A 21,781-nucleotide genomic window follows, 5' to 3' on the forward strand; every position below is an offset into this window, starting at 1 on the left:
GTGACCTGAAGCGTCAATGTCCCGCGGAAGGCGGGCTGCCCGGCGCGGCGGCCGGCGTTTTCAGCATGAGCGCAAGCGGAATGCAGGCGGCGAGCGCAATGGCCAGCACGTAAAACGTTTCGGAGTACGTCATGACGGACGCTTGCTGCTGGATCTGCGCGGCAAATTGCGCGAGCGCCTGCATCTTCGCGTAGGCTAAATCGCCGGTGCGCACGAACCAGTCGGCCGCGCTCGCCGCCATCCTCGCCTGACCGATCGACGAATTGGCCGTGACCGATTCGCGCAGCGCCGCGGCGTGAAACGCGGTGCGGCGATCGATGATGACGCCGATCACAGCCAGCCCCACCGAGCCGCCCATGTTGCGCGCCATGTTGTACAACCCGGCCGCGTCGCCCGATTCCTCGCGCGAGACCGCCGACATCGACGCCTGATTGAGCGGCATCATCGCCAGCATTTGTCCCACGCCGCGCAGCAACTGCGACCACAGAAAGTCTATCCCGGCGCTTTGCGCGGTCAGACTCGTATCGAGCATGCAACTCACGGCGAAGCACAGCAATCCGCCGATGACGAGCACGCGAAAATCGACCTTGCCGAGCAGCCGCGGCAAAATCGGCATCATGAAGAACGCGGGGACGCCCGCGAGCAGCATGATGTCGCCCGACTGTTCGGCGTTGTAGCCCGAAATCAAGCTGAGAAACTGCGGCACGAGATAAGCCACGCCGTACAAGCCCGCGCCGACGGCGAACACGATGACGATGACGCTCGCAAAGCGCGGGTTGCGCAGCAGCGAAAGGCGCATGATGGGCTTACGCGCGACGAACTGCGAAATCCCGATCAGTACGAAACCGAGCGCGGCGACGGCGGCGAACATCGTGATTTCGCTCGATTCGAACCATTGATGGCGCTGCCCCTCTTCGAGCACGAGCGTCAAGGAACTCAGCCCGATCGAAAGGCCGACGATGCCGATCCAATCCGCGTTGATGAAGTCGTGCCAGTGCGGAGGATCGGAGGGCAGCCCCGCGATCAGCAACGCGATCAACGCGATGCACACGGGCAGGTTGATGAAAAAGCACCATTTCCACGAGATGTTCTCGGCAAGCCACCCACCGAGCACGGGCCCGAGCAGTGGCCCGAGCAACACGATGAGGCCGAAGATCGTCATACCCACCGCGAGCTGCGCGCGCGGCAACCGGGTGCGAATGATCGTCTGCCCGGTCGGAATCATCGCGCCGCCCGTGAAACCTTGACCGACGCGCCCGATGATCATCCAGTCGAGCGAATGCGACAGCCCGCACATCATCGAGAAAAATATGAACAACGCGGCGTTCGTCAGCAAGAAGTTGCGCAGGCCGAACACGCGCGTGAGCCATGCGGCCAGCGGGATCATGACGATTTCCGACATCAGGTAGCCCGTCGAAATCCACGTGCCCTCGGTGCCGGTCGCCCCCACCGACCCTTGAATTTGCGGCAGCGCCGAATTCGTGATGGAGATGTCGAGCGTGGCCATCAGCGCGCCCAGCGCCCCGGCCGCGACGGCGATCCAATCGCCGGCGCTCGCGCGCTCCGGGTGCCCTGGCGCGCCGCCGGCGCCCGCTGTCAAGGTGGCCTCAGCCATGGCTGTTGGCGGCCGCGAGCCGTTGGTCGCCCGCGCGCACCGTGCGCGTATCGACATCGACCGTCACCGATAGGCCAGGCAGCAGCAAACTGCGCGTTTGCGCATCGGCGTCGACTCGGATGCGCACCGGCACGCGCTGCACGATCTTCGTGAAATTGCCCGTGGCGTTTTCCGGCGGCAGCAAGGCGAATTGGGCGCCGGTGCCAGGGGCGAAGCTATCGACGACACCATGAAGATCGACGCCGCGCAACGCATCGACGTGCAGGGTCGCGCGTTGACCCGGCAGCATGTGGCCGATCTGCGTTTCCTTGAAATTCGCCTCGAGATAAATGCTCTGCACGGGCACGACGGTCAACAAGCGCGTGCCGGGCTGGACGTACTGCCCGATCCGCACGGAACGATCGCCCACGCGGCCGGCGATGGGGCTGTAGAGCGTCGTGTCGTTGACGTCGAGTTGCGCCTGGCGCAACGAGGCTTGCGCGGCCTCCAACTGTGCGCGCGCTTGCGCGATCTGGGCGGTCGTCGCATCGATTTGCGTTTGCGCCGACCGCACGCCGGCGGCATTGGCCGCGAGCGTGGCGCGCGCCTGGTCGCGCGTACTGACGAGGCTCGCCAGCCGTTCGCTCGTTTCGGCGCCTGTGGCCGCCAGCGGCGTGTATCGATTGACGTCGTCTTGCGCATGCTGTGCAGCGACGCGCGCCACCTGCTCTTGCGCCAGCGCTTGCGCGACGCTGGCCTGCTGCTGTTTCAAGTCCGCTTGAGCGCGCGCCAGGTCCGCCTCTCGTGCATCGACCGTCGCCCGCGCCTGCGCGAGCGATGCTTCGTACTGCCGAGTATCGAGCCGAACGAGCGGCGCACCCGCAGCCACGGTTTCGTTGTCCCGCACCAAAACTTGTGTGACGTACCCGCTGATTTTCGGTGCGACGGTCACGCTGTCGGCTTGGAGGTACGCGTCATCCGTGCTTTCGATGAAACGACCGACCGTCCACCAGTGCGCGAACCACGCGATGCCGGCCACGAGCAAGAGGAGCGATACGCCGATGAGCCAGCCGCGGCTGCGTGCGCGCCGCGGGGCGTTGCCGCCGGACTCTTGTTGCGCCTGGCCGCGTGGCCGCGCGTCGATTGTCGTTGACATCCTTAGCATCCTCTCGTGGGGTGAAGCGGCCACAATTATTCCAGTCGGAAAAATTGTGTCAAGTGATATATTTCTTACCCAACCCCTCCGCCATCGTTTGAAAGGAATTCCCATGAGCGAAACGAAGCGCCTTCGCCGTTCGACCGAAAGCGGGTATGCACGCGGCGAGGAAACGCGGCTTCGCATCATTCAATCGGCGATCGAGCTGTTCGGCGAACATGGGTTCGTCGCGGCTTCGACGCGCGACATCGCCGCGCGCGCGGGCGTCAACGCGCCGGCGCTGCAGTACTACTTCGAAAACAAGGAAGGGGTCTACCGCGCCTGCGTCGAGCATCTGGCGGACGAGGTGTGGCGCAAATTCGGTCCAGTCGTGCAGCGCGCGACCGAAACGCTCGACACGACGGACGACACAGCCCGGCTGATCGAAGCGTTCATCGAGATCCAAGGCGTGATGATCGACAAGGCGCTCAGTGCGCCGGCCGAGCCGACGTTGAAGCTCTTTTTCGTACGCGAACAAGGCGGACAGGAGCCGCCGATCGCAACGGAGATTTTTCAGCAGCGCGTGCGCGGTCCTTTGAACGGCGTCGCGACGGCGATCATCGGAAAGATCACGGGTACGGCCCCTGACGATTCAGTCACCATTCTTCGGCTGCTCGCGTTGCACGGCCAATTCATGGCGTTTCACTTGGCGCCGCGCAGTGTCATGACGCTGCTGGGGTGGTCGGAGATCGACGCTGAGAAGGTCGATCTCGTGAAGCAAACGATTTTCACGAACTCACGTGCGCTATTGCTGATGTGGGCCGGCGAACGCGAGGCAAAGGCGCCGGCGCGAAAATCGACGAGCGGCGACAAGAAGAAGGGCGAGGCCGCGCGTCGGCGCAAGGGCTAACGTGTCGATGCTCGGCGTGTCGCCGAACCCCAAAGGTGAGTGTTTTCGGGACCACCCGCGCTGCGATGGACGGAAGCCGCCCGCACAGGCGCGCGCAGGCGCGACCAACGATGCCAAAGGTGAGTGTTTTCGGGAGCGACTGGCACGCCCCGCGCCAGTGCAACTGTCTCTGTTCGACGACGCAATGCTGGATCGACAATGCCACCCACAGCGTTCGCCACTAGGAGCCGACCGTGCATCCGATTCCCGACGACGTCCCGCGCATTGCATTGAGCGATGCCGCGCAAGCCCTCTGCGCCCTACCGCAACCGTTCGCGGTTTTATTTCAGCGTGGCGATGTAACGGTCGAATTGTTCGCGCCGCGCGGGACCGACACGCAATCCCCCCATAAACGCGACGAACTGTACATCGTCGCGTCGGGATCGGGCGTGTTCATGCGCGCAGGCGAGCGCACCGAATTCCGCGCCGGCGATCTGCTGTTCGTGCCCGCGCATGTCGAGCACCGGTTCGAGCAGTTCACCGCCGATTTCAGCACGTGGGTCATTTTCTTCGGGCCGGAAGCGCCGGCACCGGCATAAGGCCCGCGGCGCGGCACCGCGCTGCTATACCTCGCCGCGCAACGTCCGAGCATAGAGCGCGAGCATCTGCTCCGCGTCCACGCCGACGCACACCTCGCACGAAGGCCGATCGTCCCAGTCGGGCGCGGGCGCCGCGAATGCCGTCGGCTTTTGAATCGTATGGCCGGCCGCAATGCCGTCGGTCAACACGCGCACGGGCCCGCTGCGCGTCGTATAGAGCTGCGGCGCCAGCACATACGCCACCGCCGACGAATCGTGCACGTAGATTCCCCCCAGCCCCGCGCTCGTTTGGTGGAAGGCTTCGTAGTGCCGAGACACGTCCCATACGAAGCGTCCCGCCTCCCCCGCTTCGTCGCGCAGTTTCGCCAGATAGTCGGTCGTCATGATCGTGCGCTCGGTCACGTCGAGGCCGACGATCGCCACAGGCCAAGCCGCGCCGAAGACGAGATCGGCCGCGTCCGGATCGCCCAGCATGTTCGCCTCCGCGGCCGGCGACACATTGCCGTTCACACCGTCCGTGCCGAACGCGCCGCCCATCACGACCACTTGCTTCACGAGCTGGGCGATCTCGGGATCCTCCCGCAGCGCGAGCGCAAGATTGGTCAGCGGCCCGACGGCCACGAGCGTGACTTCGCCGGGAGAAGCGCGAACCGTATCGATGATGAAGCGATGCGCGGCGCGCGCGTCGAGCGCGCTGGCGGCAGCCGCGCTATCGGATTGCAACGCTGTATTGCCAAGGCCGTCGTCGCCGTGAATCCAGTTCACGGGTTCAGGCGCCATTCGCCGCAACGGTGCGGCGGCCCCTCGCGCGACCGGCACGTTCGGCGCGAAACGACGCACCAGATACAGCGCGTTGCGCGTGGTAATTTCGATCGTCGAATTGCCGAATACGCTCGTTACGCCAAGCAATTCGATGTTTGGATGCAGCGCCTGAAAAACGAGCGCCATGGCGTCGTCGACGCCCGGGTCCGTATCGTAGATGACCTTGTGCATGTTCAAAGATAGAAAGCGTCGGGCAGTTGTTCGCGCGCCGTCGTATCGCGCGTATCGCCGCGCAGGTTTCCGAGCCGAATGACCAGATCGGGGCCGCCGAGTTCGATGATGACTTGCCGGCAAGCGCCGCACGGGGCGATCGGCCCATCGGTATCGCCGACCACCGCGAGCGCCGAAAATTCGTCGCGCCGGCAACCAGCCGCGATCGCACTGAAAAACGCCGTGCGCTCGGCGCAGTTGCACAGGCCGTACGAGGCGTTTTCGACGTTGCATCCTTCGAACACGCGTCCGTCCTTGGCTAACAGGGCGGCACCCACTTTGAATTTCGAGTACGGTGCGTAGGCCCGCTCGCGCGCCGCCTTCGCTCTAGCGAGCAATTCATCCAGCGTCATAGACGGCCTCTTCAGCATTCATTCAGTGAAACGTCAAAAACATGCCGGCGATCGTCGCGCTCATGAGATTCGAGAGCGTACCGGCCAGCACGACTCGGAGTCCGTAACGAGCGACTTCCGAACGCCGTTCGGGCGCGACCGCGCTGAAGCCGCCCGTCAATACGGCGATCGAGGCGAAATTCGCGAACCCGCACAGCGCAAACGACAAAATGGCGAGCGTGCGCGGATCCAGCACCGGCAGCCCCGCGGCAACCGCGCTTGCACTGTCCTTCAAGTAAGGCGAGAGCGAAGCATAGGCCACGAATTCGTTGAGGATGATTTTTTGCCCGAGGAAATTGCCTGCCACCATGGCTTCGTTCCACGGCACCCCGATCAAATAGGCAAGCGGGGCGAAAATCGCCCCCAAAATCGACTGCATCGACAGCTGCGGATGACCAAACCAAGCTCCTACGCCGCTCACGAGACCATTTAGGAGTGCGATCAATCCGACGAATGCAATCAGCATCGCGCCCACCATGACGGCGATCTTGAGCCCCACGGCGGCGCCGGAACTCGCCGCCTCGATCACATTGGCCGGCCGCCGCTCGTCGAAACTCATCTGCTCGAGCCGCACCCTGCTGGCTTCGGTCGTCGGGTGGATGATCTTCGCGAACAGGAGCCCGCCGGGCACGGCCATGAAAGAGGCCGCAAGCAGGTATTCGACGCGTACGCCCAGACCCGCGTACCCGGCCAGCACCGAGCCGGCCACGGCCGCCATGCCGCTGGACATGACGGCGAACAGCTCCGCGCCCGTCATGTCGCGCGCGAATGGTTTGACGACAGCCGGCATTTCGCTTTGGCCGAGAAAGATCGTAGTGACAGCCGAAAACGATTCGAGTTTCGATACGCCCAAGAGCCGTTGAAACAACGTGCCGAGCACGATCACGATCCAGCGCATGATCCCCATGTAATAAAGCACGGAAATGAGCGCGGTAACGAAGATGATGGCCGGCAACACCCGCACGGCGAACACGAAGCCGCCGTCGCCGAACAGCGTGAACATCTTGGACTGGACGAGCCCGCCAAATAGGAACTCTATCCCGGCATTGCCGTAGTCCAACACGTGATTGACGCCCGCGGCCATCTCGGCGAGGGCCACTTTACCGAACGGTACGAATAGAACGAATGCGCCGATCGCGATTTGCGCGAGGAGCGCCGTCACGACGGTGCGGGGCCGAATGGCCCGGCGGTTGGTCGAAAAAACGAATGCGATCGCCAATAAGGCGGCGATGCCAAGAAGATTGCGCGCGATCGAGGCCATGTGTCTGTCGAATTTGGAATTGTCGTTGAACAGGCGGCGATGCTGAGAAAAACGGGAGGCGAAACCGAAGGAAAAGCGCCATTGCGCTTTTCCTTCGGCTCGGTAAGCGCCGAACGGCGCTGTTACTGCTCGATGAGAAACTTTTCGCGCCGCTTGCCGAGCCATGCCGGCACGCGCCCGCGGCCGCTCCAGGTCTTGCCCGTTTTCGGGTCACGATACTTCGGGGGTAGGCCGCCCGTCGTTTTACGCGACGCCGTACGCTTGCTCGCAAAGCCAAGCTCCTCGGCCGTGATGCCGTACTCCGCGATCTGCGCCTTGATTTGCTCGATGGTGCTCGCCAGCTCTTTTTCGCGCGCCGCTTCCATCTGCGCTTGGACTTTGGACATTTGCTCGACCAACTGCCGGTACGTCGCCATAGAAATTCGCCTCCTGGTTTAAAGTGATGGTAAACGCTCTTCTGACTGCCCAATTGCACAAAAGTGCAATCATTCGTCATTGATCGCGAGAGCAAGCGGCGGACCGCGATGGCTTTGGCCTGGCGGCTCGGCGGCCTCGGGCTCGAAACGGCCCGCCCGCCCGCGCCGGCGATTCATCGGGCCTTGCAGGCAAACAGCAGTTTATGCGCTCCATCGACCTCGGATTGCTGAATAACGTCAATACCGCCTTGGCATATTCCACGTGCGTTTTCGATGCAGTTGTCCCAAGGGCCGGCGCCCGAACATTGGACCGCCGTGGTCGGACGTCCGTCGCTCGTAAAGAGCGGGGCGCTCGCGCCGCACCCCGTCAAAACGGCCGAGCCGAGCAGTGCCGCAGCGGCGAATCGTAGAACCGCACCCAGGCGCCATTGAAAGAAAGACGTGTCCTGCATGAATGAACTCCTTTGGCCTAAGCATTCTTTTTCGAATGGCCGGAGTATGCCACGGCATAACGGGCATGGGCTTTCCCTAATACCTGGTCGCGACGCAATCGGTCAAATGGCGATACCGAGCGCGGCAATCTTCTTATAGAGCGTTGCGCGGCCAATCCCAATTCGCGCCGCCGCGTCGGCCACGCGCCCGCCCGTGGCGCGCAGCGCATCGCTAAGAAATCGCCGCTCGAAATCGGCCATCGCTTGCGTATAGGAGTTCGAATCGTCCAGTCCCGGTTGCACCTCTGGCATCGCTTCTCGCCCGCCCGCCGGGACGGCCGCGAATGGCCTCGGCGTCACGACGCCGCCGATGAACGGCGTCAGCGTGCGCGCGTCGATGCGCTCGCTGTCGGACAGCATGATCGCGCGCTCGAGGGTGTTGCGCAGTTCGCGTACGTTGCCGGGCCAATCGTGCGCGATCAACAACCGCAGCGCATCGTCCTGCAATTCGAGGTGGCGCCCATGGCCCCCGCGCCCCGGCGTGCACAATTCCTCCAAGATCGCGTAAGCCAATGCCTCGATATCCGAACGGCGCGCTCGCAACGGCGGGGCGTGAATGGTCAACACATTGAGCCGATAAAACAAATCGGCGCGAAAACGGCCGGCCGCAACGAGGGCAGGCAAATCGGCCGAAGTGGCCGCCACGATCCTCACGTCGGTGCGTACGATCCGATTCGAACCTAGCGGTTCGAACTCCTGGTCCTGCAACACGCGCAGCAGCTTGCCTTGAAGCGGCAAGGGCATATCGCCGATTTCATCGAGAAACAATGTGCCGCCGTGCGCGAGTTCGAACTTGCCGACCCGGCCGCGGCGGTCGGCCCCGGTATAGGCGCCCTGCGCCGCGCCGAAGAATTCGACTTCGAGCAGCGTATCGGGAATCGCGGCGACGTTGACCGTGACGAGCGGGCCGCCCGCGCGCGCCGACGTCCCGTGGATCGCATGCGCGAGCAGTTCCTTGCCCGTGCCCGTTTCGCCGAGCAGCAGCACGGGCGAATCGACGTTGGCCGCACGCCGCGCTTGCCGCTTGACCTCGAGACTGGCCGCGCTCGTCCCGACGAAGCTCGCGAGCGTGTACTTGGCACGCCGCGCTTGCGCGAGCGATTGCCGCGCGGCGATCAACTCCTCTTGCACGCGCGAATAGTGCGAAAACAGCGGCGTCAGCGATTTCAGCTCGTCGAACAGCGCGAAGCCGACCGCGCCTACCGTTCGACCCGCCTCGTCTTTCAGCGGCAGACGCATGACGACGAACGGCTCGCGCCCGTTTTCGAGGACATCGAGCAGGATCGGCTTGCCCGTCTGCACGACTTCGCGCATCAGGCTGTTCGGAATGACCGTTTCGCAATCGAGGCCGATCGCCTGCTGCGTATCGGTAAAGCCGAACCGCGCGGCATAGCGTTCGTTGATCCAGACGATGCGCGCATCGGCGTCGACGATCAGCGTCCCTTCGCTGAAATTCTCGAACGTCTTGAACAGCGAATCCATGGCGCTGCGAAGGATGGCGCCGTATTGCGCGGGCACGCCGATGAGGTCGGTCGTCATTGAAAATCTACCTGTGCTTATGTAGGCCTGGGCGGCCGAGTCTCGAATCGGCGACAGCATATCTCAGAATCGAGACACGGCCAAAAGCATTGATGCACCGCGCTCCCGGCAGCCAGGCTGCGGTGGAATTCAGGCGCAAATCTCTGTTTGTAGACCGGTATGCAGCGAAACGAACGCACAGCTTCGTCAAAATCCGCTCGAATGGGGCGCGCAGCCCGCTCTCACGGCTGATGGCACGGAACCTGCGATGCTCGCTCCCTGCATTTTTCCGTGCGCTCGCACGACTCACAATCACAATTTGGAGACTCGATGTCGTTCGTCATCGTTCTTGCCGCATTGGCGTTCTTGATGTTCGCCGCTTATCGCGGCTACAGCGTGATCCTCTTCGCGCCGATCGCCGCGCTCGCGGCCGTTTTGCTGACCGACCCCGCGGCCGTCGCGCCCGTGTTCACCGGCATCTTCATGGAAAAGATGGTCGGTTTCGTCAAACTGTATTTCCCCGTTTTCTTGCTGGGCGCCGTATTCGGCAAAGTGATCGAACTCGCAGGCTTTTCCGAGGCGATCGTTGCCGCCGCCATTCGCTACATCGGCCGAGGCCGCGCGAATGCGGTCATCGTCGCCGTCTGCGCCTTGCTCACGTATGGCGGCGTGTCGTTGTTCGTAGTGGTATTCGCGGTTTATCCGTTCGCCGCGGAGCTCTATCGTCAAAGCAACATCCCGAAGCGATTGATGCCCGGCGCAATCGCATTGGGCGCGTTCTCGTTCACGATGGATTCGCTGCCCGGTACGCCGCAGATTCAGAACATCATTCCCAGCGCGTTCTTCAAGACCACCGGATGGGCCGCGCCCGCGCTCGGCACGATCGGCTCACTGTTCATCATCGTCGTGGGTCTAACGTATCTCGAGTGGCGTCGCCGCACGGCCATGGCCAAGGGCGAAGGGTACGGCGCCTCGCTCGTGAACGAGCCCGAACATATGGGAACGGCAACGCTGCCGCATCCGCTCGTCGCCATCGCGCCGCTCGTGCTCGTCGGCGTGGCGAATTTCGCGCTCACGCGGCTCATTCCGCAGTGGTACGGCGCGGACACCTACACCGTGCCGCCCGACGTGCTGCCGGGCGTGCACGCGCCGTTGTCGGCGACGATCAAGACGGTCGTGGCCATCTGGTCCGTCGAAGGCGCGCTGATCGCCGGCATCGTGCTCGTCGTGCTGACTGCCTTCAATCGTGTGCGCGAACGCTTTGCTGCAGGGACGAAAGGCGCCGTCGCGGGCGCCCTGCTCGCTTCGATGAATACTGCCTCGGAATACGGCTTCGGCGGCGTCATTGCCGCGTTGCCTGGGTTCCTCGTCGTCGGCGACGCGTTGAAGTCGATTCCGAACCCGCTCGTCAACGCGGCCGTGTCGGTCAGTTCGCTGGCCGGCATTACGGGGTCGGCATCGGGCGGCATGAGCATCGCGCTGGCAGCCATGTCCGATTGGTTCATCAAGAACGCGCAGGCCGCACACATTCCGCTCGAAGTGCTGCATCGCGTGGTGGCGATGGCCAGCGGCGGCATGGACACGCTGCCGCACAACGGCGCCGTCATCACGCTGCTGGCCGTGACGGGGCTCACGCACAAGGAGTCGTACCGCGACATCTTCGCGGTCACGCTGATCAAGACGCTCGCCGTCTTCTTCGTGATCGGCGTGTATTACGCGACGGGCATTGTTTAAGGCGCGCACCGCGCCTACCCGAAATCGCAGCTTGCCGTAGCATAGACAGTCGAGCGCACTCCCACTTTTCACCGGAGAGATCGATGTCCCTCACGCAAAGCAAGCTGTTCTTCATCACCGGCGTCAGCACGGGCTTCGGCCGCGCGCTGGCGCAGGCGGCGCTCGCCGACGGCCATCGCGTCGTCGGCACGCTGCGCGATCAAACCGCCCTCGGCGAATTCGAACTGCTGAGCCCAGGCCGCGCCATCGGCAAGCTGCTCGACGTCACGCACACGGATGCCATCGCCGATACGATCGCCGACGTCGAAGGCAAGGTCGGCCCGATCGACGTACTCGTCAACAATGCGGGCTACGGATTCGAAGGCATCCTAGAAGAAACGACGCTGGACCAATGGCGCAAGCAGTTCGACGTCAACGTGTTCGGCGCCGTCGCCATGATCAAAGCCGTCATCCCCTACATGCGCCGACGCAAGCGCGGGCACATCATCAACATCACATCGATGGGCGGGTATTTCGCCGCGCCCGGCATCGGCGCCTACAACGGCACGAAGTTTGCGCTCGAAGGGATCAGCGAGAGTCTGGCCAAGGAAGTGAAAGACCTCGGCATCAAGGTCACGGCCGTCGCGCCCGGCGCGTTCCGCACCGATTGGGCCGGCCGATCGATGGTGCGCACGGAACGCTCGATCGCCGACTACGACGCCGTATTCGAGCCGCTACGCGCACACCGCCAGTCGATCAGCGGCAAGCAGCCCGGCGATCCCGCCAAAGCCGCCAGGGCGATTCTCGAGATCGTGGCGGCGGAGAACCCGCCCGTGCATCTGCTGCTCGGCGTCGATGCGGTCAAGCGCGTGCGGGAAAAGCTCGATGCGCTGCGCGCCGAACTCGACGCCTGGGAATCGTTGTCGACGTCGACCGACTTTTCGTCGTGATTCGCCGAACGTGAACGTTCGTTCGAGATCGGCGAACCCGTCGGTTCTACGGACGAATGCCGAACATGCCGTGCCAAAGCGTGCTGAACAGGCCCGCATGCGCGGCAAGTTCGGGCTCCAAGGCATCGGAGACATCGGCCCGCGCGGCGGCCTTGGCGGATTTGCCGGCATCGTGTCCACGCTCGCTTTCGCTGTCGGCAGCCGGCGCCTGCGCGCGCGACGCGCACAGCGCCGCGATGCCGTCGGCGATCCGCGCCGCTAGCGCCTCGTCGCAGCCGCGCCCGAGCAAGACACCGAACACCACGTCGCGGGTGTACCCGCGCTCCGCATAGCGCATCGCTGTGGCGACGTATCGCTCGTAACGCTCTCGCTCCGCGCGATCGCGGGCTTCGCGCGCCTCCCTCGCCGCTCTCGCCTGTTCTTCCTCGTGCTCGCGCAGCTTGCGCATTTCCTCCGCGAAGACGGCGTCGTAGACGCGCCGCTGCTCGGGATCGGCGAGAATCGCATACGCCTGCTTGATTTCCTGAAACGCATCGTGAGCGGCCGCTTCACGGCCTTTGTTGCGATCGGGATGCGCCCGCATGGCGGCCTTGCGGTAGGCGCGTTTGATCTCCTCGTCGGAGGCGCCATCGTGCACGCCGAGCGTTTCGTACAACGTCACCATGGTTCGTGGAAGGGAAGTGGACGGCGTCGTCGATCGTATCACCAAGGCCGCCGGCCACGTAAGCGCGGATGCCGCGCATCGGCCCACGCCGCATGCGAACAGGGCTGCAAGGAAATTGTCAGGCTTGCGCGCCGACGCCGGAAAACGGCTCGCCTATGGCATCGCCGCTTGAAATAAATCGTGCGTTCAATCCGATTCTTATTCGATGGGGCTTGATTTCATCGAGCGCTTCGATTTGAATGACGAAGCTTCGAGATCATTGCCGTGCATTGAGAGACTGCGCGGCAGGCCGAACCGACTCATGCAGGGCGAAAGCGTTTCTTCGCCATACCGTCGTTGACGGGAAAAGCATCACGCATGGCCGGGTTCGACGTGAACACATAACTTCCACTATAGAAGCGGGCCTCTAAATGAGCGAAAAAAAGAAAGCGCTGATCGACACCGCGACTCGGCTATTTTCTCAGTTCGGTTTTCACGCCGTCGGCATCGATCGGATCATTGCCGAATCGCGCGTGGCGAAGATGACGATGTACAAGCATTTCCCTTCCAAGAGCCGGCTCGTGGTCGAAGTCTTGAACGAACAAGGCGCGGCCCTCGCGGCCGGGATCGCAGCGGCCGTCGCGGCGCACACCGATGCGTTGGACAAGCTTCATGCAATTTTCCAATGGCACGACAACTGGTTTCGCTCCGACACGTTCACCGGCAACATGCTCATTCATGCAGCCGCCGAATTCCACGCGGAAGCGAACGAGATCCTCAGCGCGTCGGAAGCGCAACGTGACGCATTCGTCAAGTCGATGCAACGCATCCTCGACGAGCGTTTCGACGGCCAGACGGCCGAGCGCCTAGCGCGCCGCTGCGCGTTGCTGCTCGACGGCGCCACGCTCGCGCGGCAGTTGAGCGGCCGCGTCGACGCCGCGCGCGACGCATGGCAGATCGCGCAAGCGTTGATCGAAAACGAGCGCGTGCACGTCGCCTGACGATCTACGCCGGCCGTCGCGCCGGTGTTGAAGTCTTGCGGAGCGTCAAGCCCCAAGCGCACCTTGTGTGGCGCTTTGTGTTCGTGCACTTTTAAAAGACGCTGGCGCGCCTGGACTTCGCGATACACTCATTGGCATGAAATGGGCGGGAGGCGCGCGCCTGCCTGCCGTACGAGCGCTATGCGCGCTCGGCGACAGACATAAGCCTCTGTAAGCCCGTACAATCGCTTCACCACGACTCGAGGAAATGTTCGATGCGCACCACCGGCTCTTCCGGGGCAATGGCCCTGCTCACCGAAATCCACGACACGGGCGGACATGTCGTCCGCACCTTGCGGCTTGAAGCGACAGACGACGGAAAGAGTATTCATCTGATCGAAATCGACGAACGCAAGCCCGGCATCCACCGGGAAGTTCGCTACGAGATCACGCCGGCCGAGCTCATCGCGGCAATTCGTGCGCACGGGGCAGAATTACCGGGCGAGCAGCACGCTCGTTGAATTTACCGGAAGCCCATTTCCTTTTTTCCGCACCCTCGCTTAATTTCCGAATGGCCCGGCATCGGGCTTTTCCATCGCGGCTTTTTTGTTTGCTGACGTTTGCCCACGTTTGCGAAGGTTTGCGGCGGCCAAAAGGACCGCCGCAAACGCATCGACGGTTAGAACACGCGCACCGGCAGCGTGACCAAAAGCCGATACAACTGATTGGTGCTGTCGGAGTAATAAGCCGAGCCCACATGCCATTCCGCAATGAACGTGACTTTCGCGTTCTTCAATGGCCCATGCTGCACCACATACGTCGGAATGAATCCGAACTCGTGATGCCGGCCGTGCACGGGCTGCCCGTTCCGAAAGTAGAGCGCGCTGAACGAGGGTCCGCCCACGCCGTATCGGCCCGCCCCGGCCGACGCGTCGGCGCCCCACCCTTGCTGCGCCCACACTGTCGCCTGCAAGCCCGGCCACCCCGCGTACTTTCCGTCGAACGTATAGCGCAGTTGCAGCGACTGCTCATGCGGCGCGTTGTAGTCGACATCCATCGAATTGACGAGATAGACGCCGGCGGTTTCGTCGATGTAATCGAAGAACTGATCACCTAGTATCTTTTGATAACCGACGAGCAGCGCATGCGGCCCGTGCTGCGCCGACAGCGACACGCTGTAGGCGTTGTTCTCGAGAGGGCCCTGCAGCGCAGCGCCCGTGTCATGCGTCGAATACACGTTCGCGAAGCCTGTCAGCCTGACGGTATCGACCGCGCCGATCGCGTGCTGAAGGGAGGCATAGTATTGCCGCCATACGTCGTCGGCTTGATCGGCATAGAGGGACGCCGAACCGTTCGCGCAATAGTCCCACGTGGCCCCGGCGTAGCTCACGCGCTGGAATGGCACGCCGCCGTAGGTCGTACGCAGCCCCGTCAAATTCGTATGACCGCGGGCGGCGACCTTCGTGAAACTGCCGGCTTGCAGCGCAAGGCCTTTGACTTCGCGGCTGAGCAACGCCGCGCCCAGGAACGCAGGCGGTAGCGCACGATTGTCATGCGGGTCCAGGAACGGGTTCGAGACGTTTTGAAGTCCGTACGTCAGCGTCGATTCCGACATGCGCGCCTTCACTGCGTAAAGCCCGGGATAGGCCCAGGCAAGCTGGTTCTCCCCGCCGCCGTGCTTGCCTACATGCACCATGTTGCCCGCCCCGCGTCCTCCGTCGAGCTTGAGCGCGCCGAACAGCGCGGCATCGAAGCCGAAGCCGATCGGGCCACGCGTGAAGCCCGATTCGAATTTGGCCTGCACGCCTTCGACCCACGCATGACGATGGTTGGAACCGGCCGCGTGAAAGTAGTCGGTGTAGTTGCGCCATTCGAGGTTGAGCCGGCTGTCGGCGATGAGACCGTTGCTAGCCGCTTGACTCGATCGACCGATGGGGGGTTTTACGGTCAATCCCGCCTCGGCGCTGACCACGGCGTTGGGCGTCGTTGCCTCTTGTGCGAGCTTTGCCGATTTGTTTTGCGTCGATGGAGCACTATCGGCGACGGGCTTTTCCGGCATCGGAGCGACCAAGGCCGGCGGTGCGGGAAGAGGCGCGCCCATCGGCGCGCGTATCGGCGCTTCGTCGGCGCGCGCCGTTGGGCAGAAGGCGACCATGGCGGCGCAGCAACACGCCGCCGCGACGGCGCGAGAGGCGCCATCGATTGTTGTATATCGTCTCATGGCTTCTTATATTCGGTTTGTGGAATCGATGTGGCCCGCGCGAATGCAGGCCACGTGCGAACGTCCGCCACCGTATGTCTCGAGCGGCGGCACGCCTTGGGCGCATGCTTCGAGGGCGTTGGGACAGCGCGTGCGGAATACGCAGCCCGACGGTGGATCGACCGGCGAAGGCAAATCTCCGGTCAGCAGCACGCGGCGCCTGTTGCGCTCGCGCAGCGGATCGGGCACGGGCACGGCCGACAAAAGCGCACGCGTATAGGGATGCCGAGGTGCGCCGTAGATCGACGCGCACTCGCCGAATTCCATGATTCGGCCGAGATACATGACGAGCACGCGCGTGCTGATCGCCTTGACGACGGCAAGGTCGTGCGCGACGAACAGCATCGATAGCGAGAGCTCGCGCCGCAGATCGCGCAGTAGATCGACGATCTGCGCGCGAATCGACACATCGAGCGCGGAGACGGATTCGTCGCATATGACGAGCCGCGGTTCGGCGATGAGCGCCCGTGCAATGCCCACTCGCTGACATTGCCCGCCGGAGAATTCATGCGGATAGCGAGAGGCGTGCCTCGCATCGAGACCCACGCGTTCGAGCATCGTGCGCACGCGCGCGGCCACCTCGGCACGCGGCATCCACGGGCGATGCGTGAGGAGCGGCTCGGCAACGATCCGCTCGATCGTCATGCGCGGGTCGAGCGACGCGAGCGGATCTTGAAAAATCATCTGTACCTCGCGCCGCAGGCATCGCATTTCATCGCGCGGCCGGTGCGGACCATCGACCGTCTCCCGGCCACGCCAGCAGACACTGCCGCTTGCGATCGGCGCAAGGCCGACAATGGCGCGCGCCAGCGTCGACTTGCCGCAACCCGACTCGCCGACGAGCCCCACCGCTTCGCGGCGCCGCACGTCGAAAGACACGCCGTCGACCGCGCGCAGCGTTCCACCGGGACGGGCCATCGCCCAGGGATGGGCCGCTTGCTTCACCCGAAACGTCACCTTCAGGTCCCGCACGCGCAGCAGCGCCAACTCATCCACGATCGACCTCCTCGAATACGTCGAGTCTGGGCACCGCATTCATGAGGCCCATCGTGCACGGATGGGCGGGCGCGGCAAACAAAGAGACGGCATCGGACTGCTCCACGACGCGTCCCCTCCACATCACCGCCACGTCGTCGCACAGCCCGGCCACGACGCCCATATCGTGCGTGATCAGAATCGTGGCCATGCCCGCATCACGCGTGATCTCGCGCAACAATTCGACAATCTGTGCCTGCACGGTGACGTCGAGCGCGGTCGTCGGTTCGTCCGCGATCAAAAGCCGCGGCCGAGTGAGCAGCGCCATGGCGAGCGTGATGCGCTGGCGCATGCCGCCCGAGCATTGATGCGGATACATGCCCATGCGGCGCGCGGCATCGGGGATATGGACGCGTTCGAGCGCTTGAACCGCGCGTAGGCGCGCCGCTCGACGCGACATTCCTCGATGGGTTTGCAGCGACTCCGTCAACTGCCGCTCGATCGTCAAGAACGGATTGAGCGAAGTCATCGGATCTTGAAAGACCATGGCGATACGCTCACCCCGCAACGCGTTGAGCGCACGCCCATCCAGCCGCAGTATGTCCCGCCCGTCGTAGCGCGCCGCGCCGCTCACCCTCGCGTTCGGCGCCAGCAATCCCATGATCGCCATCACCGTTTGGCTCTTACCCGATCCCGACTCGCCCACGATGCCGAGCGTGCGGCCCGCTTCGACGGAAAACGACACGTCTTGCACCGCATGGACCGGTGACGCGCCCCGGCGCAAGAAGCGCACACTCAATCGCTCCACTTCCAGCAGCGCCATGTTCAGGGCTCCTTCGGATCGAGTGCGTCACGCAAGCCGTCGCCGACGAAACCCACGCAGTACAACGTCGTGCACAGCATCGCCGCCGGGCCCAGCAGCAACCAAGGCATGGCCTCGAGCTTTTGCGCGCCGTCCTCGATGAGTACGCCCCAGCTCGTCATCGGCTCTTGCACGCCTAGCCCGAGAAACGACAGCACCGATTCGGTCAGCACGACGCCGGGCGCCATGACCGTCGCGTATACCGCGACGATGCCCAGCAGATTCGGCACGATGTGGCGAAAGATGATTGCGTGCCCCGGTACGCCGATTGCCCTTGCGGCGTCGACGAACTCGCGCGTGCGCAGCGAAAGCGTTTGCCCGCGCACCATGCGTGCCATATCTAGCCACGAAAATGCGCTGATCGTTAGGATAACTAAGTAAAACTCGCGGCCAAAAAGCGTCATCACGAGGATGGCGATCAGCATGTACGGCACGGCATACATGAGGTCGACGATCCGCATCATGACCGCATCGACACGGCCGCCGCAGTAGCCTGCACAGGCGCCGTAAGCGACGCCGATCAGACAAGCCACGCTCGTCCCGAGCAATCCCACCTCGAGGGAAACGCGTCCGCCTACCAGCGTCCGAGCGAACAGATCGCGGCCCAGCTCGTCGGTGCCGAACCAATGTCCGCCGTCTAACGTGGGCGGCGAAGCCAGGGCGGCCCAATCGTTGCGGGCAGGGTCTTGCCCGGATATCAGTGGGCCCGCGAAGCAGACGAGCGCGATCGTGACGAGGATCGCCAAGCACACGAGCGCGGTGCGATTACGCATGAAGCGAGCGGCGAATCGCGCTCGCCTGCCGAGTGGGCCGCGTTCGGAATCGGATGCGTCGAAAAGCTCAGAAGAAGGAGAAGAAGAAGGCGCCATGGAGATCCTTTCAATACCGAATACGCGGGTCGAGCCACGCATAGGCGAGATCGACGAGCAGGTTGAAGAGCACGGCGGCAACCGTCGTGAGTACGACGATGCCGAGCACGAGCGTGTAGTCGCGGTTGATCGCGCCGTTGACGACGAGTTGCCCCAAGCCCGGCAGCGCGAAGACCGATTCGGTGACAACAGCCGAAGTGATCGAGGAAATGGCGATCGCACCGAGCAGGGAGACGACGGGCATGAGCGCCGGCTTGAGCGCGTGACGCCAGACGACGATGCGCGGCGGCAGCCCTTTTGCGCGCGCGGTCCGAATGAAGTTGCTCGACAGCACCTCGATCATGCTGGCACGCATCACGCGCGCGATGGTCGATACGTTGATGACGACCAGCAACGCAATCGGTAGGACACGATGCGTCCATGCGCCTTCGCCCCATCCGCCCGCGGGCAGCCACCCGTGCCCCTCGCGCGTCTTCAGCACGATGGCGAAAACCCAAACGAGGACGGGACCAAGAACGAACGGCGGAACGACATTGCCCGTGTTACCCAGCAGCATGACGAATCGATCGATCGGCCGGTCGCGACGCACGGCCGCCGCCACGCCTAACGCAATACCCAAAACCAGTGCGATGGGAATCGATGCACCGCCTATGCCGAGGCTGACGGGCAGCGCTTTCGCGACGAGTTCGTTGACGCTCCAATCGACATACCGGTACGACGCGCCCAGATCGCCTCGAAAGAGCGCACCGAGGTAGAGCAGGTACTGCCGCCACAATGGTTCGGTGAAGTGGTATTTCGCGTCGAGATTGGCGAGCGCGGCGGCGGAAAGCTGTTTCTCCGAGTCGAATGGTCCGCCGGGCGTCGCATGCAGCAGCAGGTAGCAGACCGTGACGACGCCCAGCATCGTGGGAATCGCCCATAACGTTCGGCGCAAGGTGTAGGCGAGCATCGGTCCCCCGCCTCAGTGCGCGATGACGTACAAGTCTTGCGATGCGCGCTGATCGACGTAGTTCGTCGCCGAGTATCCGCCCACATAGGATTTGACGAGACGATCCGCCGAGTATTGAAACAGCGGGATCATCGGGTAGTCTTGCATCGCCAGCGCGTGAGCCTGCGTCAACAATGCCGCGCGCCGGTCGGGCTCGAGCAGCAGGTTCGCCTGTTCGACGAGTGCGTCGACCTTGGGGTTGCAATAGCGCTGGTCGTTCTGAATGCTGCCGCAGCGCAGGACGTCGAAGTACGACATGGCATCGTTGTAGTCGACGTACCAACCATCGCGCGAAGCTTGCACTTTCCCCTCATGACGCGCCTGAAGCAACACCTTGAATTCGACGTTTTCCAGCTTCGCTTGCACGCCGAGCTTTGCGCGCCATTCGGAAGCGGCGAACAGCGCGACTTTTTTGTGCAAGTCGTTCGTGTTGTACGTGAGCGTGAAAGCCAGCGGCTTCACATCGGTGTACCCAGCGTCTTTCAGCAGCGCGCGTGCGTAGGCAATGCGCCTTTGCATGGGCCAGCTCGCCCAATCGGGCACGAAGGGGCTGGCGCTCTTGGTGCCGTTTGCGATGAGCCCGTACATCGGCGCCTCGCCCGCCTGCAGCAGGCGCTTGGTCAACAGATCGCGATCGAGCACCATCGACAGCGCCTGCCGCACGCGCTTGTCCCTGAACGCCGGATCGCGGTTGTCGAGGCTGTAGTAATACGTGGCGATCTGCATGCCGGCGCGCAGTTCGGGCCCGAATTGCTTCGACACTCGAGGATAAAGGCCCGACGGGATGCGATACGTGTAGTCGAATTGACCCGCCTCGTACATGCGCAAGGCGGCGCCGTCGTCCTCGATCGGGACGTAGGTGACCTTCGTCAGCGCGACGGCATGCGCATTCCAATACCGGCCGTTTTTCGAAAGGACAAGGCGATTGTTCGGCTGCCAATCGTCGAGCACGTAAGCGCCGTTCCCAACCAGCGGACGTTGCTTCGTCCACCCGTCCCGCGCTTGCTCGACGATGTGCCGAGGCACCGGCGCCATCGACGACATCGCGGCCAGTTCGGGGAAGAACGCAGCCGGCGTCTCGGTCTGCACTTCGAGCGTGAGCGGATCGAGCGCGCGCACGCCGAGCGCCGACGGCTTCACTTTACCCGCCACCACCGCTTTGCCATTTTTGACGAACTCCGCCAGCACCGTATACTTCGAGCCGGTTTGCGGATCGAGCACGCGGCGCCATGCATAGACGAAGTCGTCTGCCGTCACGCGCGCGCCGTCGCTCCACTTGGCGTCCGGGCGTAGCGTGAACCGCCAGGTGTCGGGCCCGATGCGCGTCCACGACTGCGCGACGCCGGGGACGACGGCGCCGCTCGCATCGATGCGCGTCAGACCTTCGAACAGATCGAGCCCGACCGTATTGGCGGACCACGACTCGATATGCGCGGGATCGAGCGATTCGATTTCGGCCGGAAGCTGGCGCGTGAGGGCTTGCACCGGAGCCAGCTTGACGTCGGAGGCAATGAGCGCCGCGTGCGCGGCGTGTGATGCGACGAGGACGAGCGCGAATAGCGCCGTCGCAAACCAATGCGTGGCTTTCATGGTGGCGAATGACGAATTGAATACGAGTACGGCGGGAAGAACGCAATCGACCGATTGCATGGACACATCAGAACATGCGCCCGTCTTCCTGTGCAGCTATCAACCGTTAGAGGGCGCCTCTGGTGCAGACCCGAAGTGACGCGTGAGGCGCCCCCAATCAGAATCGCGCGCGACGCTATGGGTTCGAAGTTTGGGACGCTAGAGCAATCGAATAATTGCACTAGGGTGCGACTGCACGAGCACCTCGCAACGGAGTAAGCTCGCGCAGGCAGAAGAAAGACGACGCGCGCTACCGCGCGCACATGCCGGCGTTCAGGCCATGCACGCACAACGTGCGAACGTCATTCGACCTATCAGGGAGAACCTTCATTGACGTCCTCGCCCGCCTAAAGACGGGTGATTCCCACAACTGGCGATGCACGTCCGCATCGGAGAATGTTCAGCGCAGCATTGATGTCGCGATCATGTACACAACCGCAACCACCGCACCGCCATGCTCTTATTCGCAAGCCTTTCAGCCCGCTAGGGCCGCTGCGCGCATGGCACGCAGAACAGGTTACGGAAGAAAACGCTTCGTTCACTTCCTCGAACTGCGCCCCGTGCGCGATCGCTTTATAACGGAGC

At 63.4% G+C, this 21,781-nt stretch carries 20 protein-coding genes and 1 pseudogene; 6 read left to right on the forward strand and 15 right to left on the reverse strand.

Annotation, left to right across the window (positions count from 1 at the left end):
• Nucleotides 1-13: 13 nt before the first annotated feature.
• Together ACTHNR_RS20455 and ACTHNR_RS20460 are read right to left on the reverse strand one after the other, a co-directional pair.
• Nucleotides 14-1,615, reverse strand: a complete 1,602-nt coding sequence (locus tag ACTHNR_RS20455; protein WP_440549484.1) for an MDR family MFS transporter — start codon at nt 1,613-1,615, stop codon at nt 14-16.
• Nucleotides 1,608-2,750, reverse strand: a complete 1,143-nt coding sequence (locus ACTHNR_RS20460; RefSeq protein ID WP_440549485.1) for an HlyD family secretion protein — start codon at nt 2,748-2,750, stop codon at nt 1,608-1,610. Before ACTHNR_RS20460 ends, ACTHNR_RS20455 begins: the two co-directional genes overlap by 8 nt.
• A gap of 112 nt (nt 2,751-2,862) precedes the next feature.
• On the opposite strand from ACTHNR_RS20460, the gene ACTHNR_RS20465 reads away from it, so the two are divergent.
• Both ACTHNR_RS20465 and ACTHNR_RS20470 read left to right on the forward strand, forming a co-directional pair.
• The gene (locus tag ACTHNR_RS20465; RefSeq protein ID WP_440549486.1) at nt 2,863-3,639 is read left to right on the forward strand and encodes a CerR family C-terminal domain-containing protein; all 777 of its coding nucleotides are present in this window, start codon (nt 2,863-2,865) and stop codon (nt 3,637-3,639) included.
• A 233-nt stretch (nt 3,640-3,872) separates the two neighbouring features.
• Nucleotides 3,873-4,217, forward strand: a complete 345-nt coding sequence (locus tag ACTHNR_RS20470) for a cupin domain-containing protein (RefSeq protein ID WP_440549487.1) — start codon at nt 3,873-3,875, stop codon at nt 4,215-4,217.
• A 24-nt stretch (nt 4,218-4,241) separates the two neighbouring features.
• On the opposite strand, the gene ACTHNR_RS20475 is transcribed toward ACTHNR_RS20470, so the two are convergent.
• The 5 genes from ACTHNR_RS20475 to ACTHNR_RS20495 form a co-directional block, all read right to left on the reverse strand.
• A complete protein-coding gene (locus ACTHNR_RS20475; protein WP_440549488.1) occupies nt 4,242-5,216 on the reverse strand; it encodes a nucleoside hydrolase in 975 nt (324 codons plus the stop codon).
• On the reverse strand, nt 5,213-5,602 hold the full coding sequence (locus tag ACTHNR_RS20480) for a cytidine deaminase (protein ID WP_440549489.1): 390 nt from the start codon (nt 5,600-5,602) through the stop codon (nt 5,213-5,215). The genes ACTHNR_RS20475 and ACTHNR_RS20480 overlap by 4 nt, the downstream gene beginning before the upstream one ends.
• A 22-nt stretch (nt 5,603-5,624) precedes the next feature.
• Nucleotides 5,625-6,902, reverse strand: coding sequence for a NupC/NupG family nucleoside CNT transporter (locus tag ACTHNR_RS20485; protein ID WP_440549490.1), 1,278 nt, complete (start codon nt 6,900-6,902; stop codon nt 5,625-5,627).
• Between the two features lie 122 nt (nt 6,903-7,024).
• On the reverse strand, nt 7,025-7,318 hold the full coding sequence (locus tag ACTHNR_RS20490) for an H-NS histone family protein (RefSeq protein ID WP_440549491.1): 294 nt from the start codon (nt 7,316-7,318) through the stop codon (nt 7,025-7,027).
• A gap of 554 nt (nt 7,319-7,872) precedes the next feature.
• Nucleotides 7,873-9,348, reverse strand: coding sequence for a sigma-54 interaction domain-containing protein (locus ACTHNR_RS20495; protein WP_440549492.1), 1,476 nt, complete (start codon nt 9,346-9,348; stop codon nt 7,873-7,875).
• 309 nt (nt 9,349-9,657) lie between these two features.
• Here ACTHNR_RS20495 and ACTHNR_RS20500 point away from each other — a divergent pair, with 309 nt between their 5' ends.
• Entirely contained in the window at nt 9,658-11,061 is a 1,404-nt protein-coding gene (locus tag ACTHNR_RS20500; RefSeq protein ID WP_440549493.1) for a GntP family permease, read from the forward strand.
• Between the two features lie 83 nt (nt 11,062-11,144).
• A complete protein-coding gene (locus ACTHNR_RS20505) occupies nt 11,145-11,990 on the forward strand; it encodes an oxidoreductase (protein WP_440549494.1) in 846 nt (281 codons plus the stop codon).
• 46 nt (nt 11,991-12,036) lie between these two features.
• On the opposite strand, the gene ACTHNR_RS20510 is transcribed toward ACTHNR_RS20505, so the two are convergent.
• The gene (locus tag ACTHNR_RS20510) at nt 12,037-12,654 is read right to left on the reverse strand and encodes a J domain-containing protein (protein WP_440549495.1); all 618 of its coding nucleotides are present in this window, start codon (nt 12,652-12,654) and stop codon (nt 12,037-12,039) included.
• A gap of 410 nt (nt 12,655-13,064) precedes the next feature.
• Between ACTHNR_RS20510 and ACTHNR_RS20515 the strand changes: the two genes are divergently transcribed.
• On the forward strand, nt 13,065-13,634 hold the full coding sequence (locus tag ACTHNR_RS20515) for a TetR/AcrR family transcriptional regulator (RefSeq protein WP_440549496.1): 570 nt from the start codon (nt 13,065-13,067) through the stop codon (nt 13,632-13,634).
• Between the two features lie 254 nt (nt 13,635-13,888).
• Nucleotides 13,889-14,134, forward strand: coding sequence for a hypothetical protein (locus ACTHNR_RS20520; RefSeq protein ID WP_440549497.1), 246 nt, complete (start codon nt 13,889-13,891; stop codon nt 14,132-14,134).
• Nucleotides 14,135-14,292: 158 nt separating this feature from the next.
• Here ACTHNR_RS20520 and ACTHNR_RS20525 read toward each other — a convergent pair whose 3' ends face one another.
• The 7 genes and pseudogenes from ACTHNR_RS20525 to ACTHNR_RS20555 all read right to left on the reverse strand — a co-directional run.
• Nucleotides 14,293-15,834 (reverse strand): OprD family outer membrane porin, encoded by a 1,542-nt coding sequence (locus ACTHNR_RS20525; RefSeq protein WP_440549498.1) that lies wholly within the window; start codon nt 15,832-15,834, stop codon nt 14,293-14,295.
• A gap of 6 nt (nt 15,835-15,840) precedes the next feature.
• Complete coding sequence (locus ACTHNR_RS20530) at nt 15,841-16,869, reverse strand: ABC transporter ATP-binding protein (RefSeq protein ID WP_440549499.1); 1,029 nt, start codon at nt 16,867-16,869, stop codon at nt 15,841-15,843.
• 22 nt (nt 16,870-16,891) lie between these two features.
• A pseudogene (locus tag ACTHNR_RS20535) lies at nt 16,892-17,671 on the reverse strand (ABC transporter ATP-binding protein); the annotation flags it as partial.
• Nucleotides 17,672-17,673: 2 nt separating this feature from the next.
• Nucleotides 17,674-18,579 carry an ABC transporter permease gene (locus ACTHNR_RS20540; RefSeq protein ID WP_440549500.1) on the reverse strand — a complete coding sequence of 302 codons (906 nt, stop codon included), beginning with the start codon at nt 18,577-18,579 and terminating at the stop codon, nt 17,674-17,676.
• Between the two features lie 10 nt (nt 18,580-18,589).
• Complete coding sequence (locus ACTHNR_RS20545; RefSeq protein WP_440549501.1) at nt 18,590-19,528, reverse strand: ABC transporter permease; 939 nt, start codon at nt 19,526-19,528, stop codon at nt 18,590-18,592.
• A gap of 12 nt (nt 19,529-19,540) precedes the next feature.
• On the reverse strand, nt 19,541-21,157 hold the full coding sequence (locus ACTHNR_RS20550) for a peptide ABC transporter substrate-binding protein (RefSeq protein ID WP_440549504.1): 1,617 nt from the start codon (nt 21,155-21,157) through the stop codon (nt 19,541-19,543).
• A gap of 386 nt (nt 21,158-21,543) precedes the next feature.
• Nucleotides 21,544-21,781, reverse strand: a 238-nt coding sequence (locus ACTHNR_RS20555) for a zinc ribbon domain-containing protein (protein WP_440549502.1), incomplete at its 5' end; no start/stop codon positions are given.

The organism is Trinickia sp. (assembly GCF_051954495.1).
Taxonomy (GTDB): Bacteria; Pseudomonadota; Gammaproteobacteria; order Burkholderiales; family Burkholderiaceae; genus Trinickia.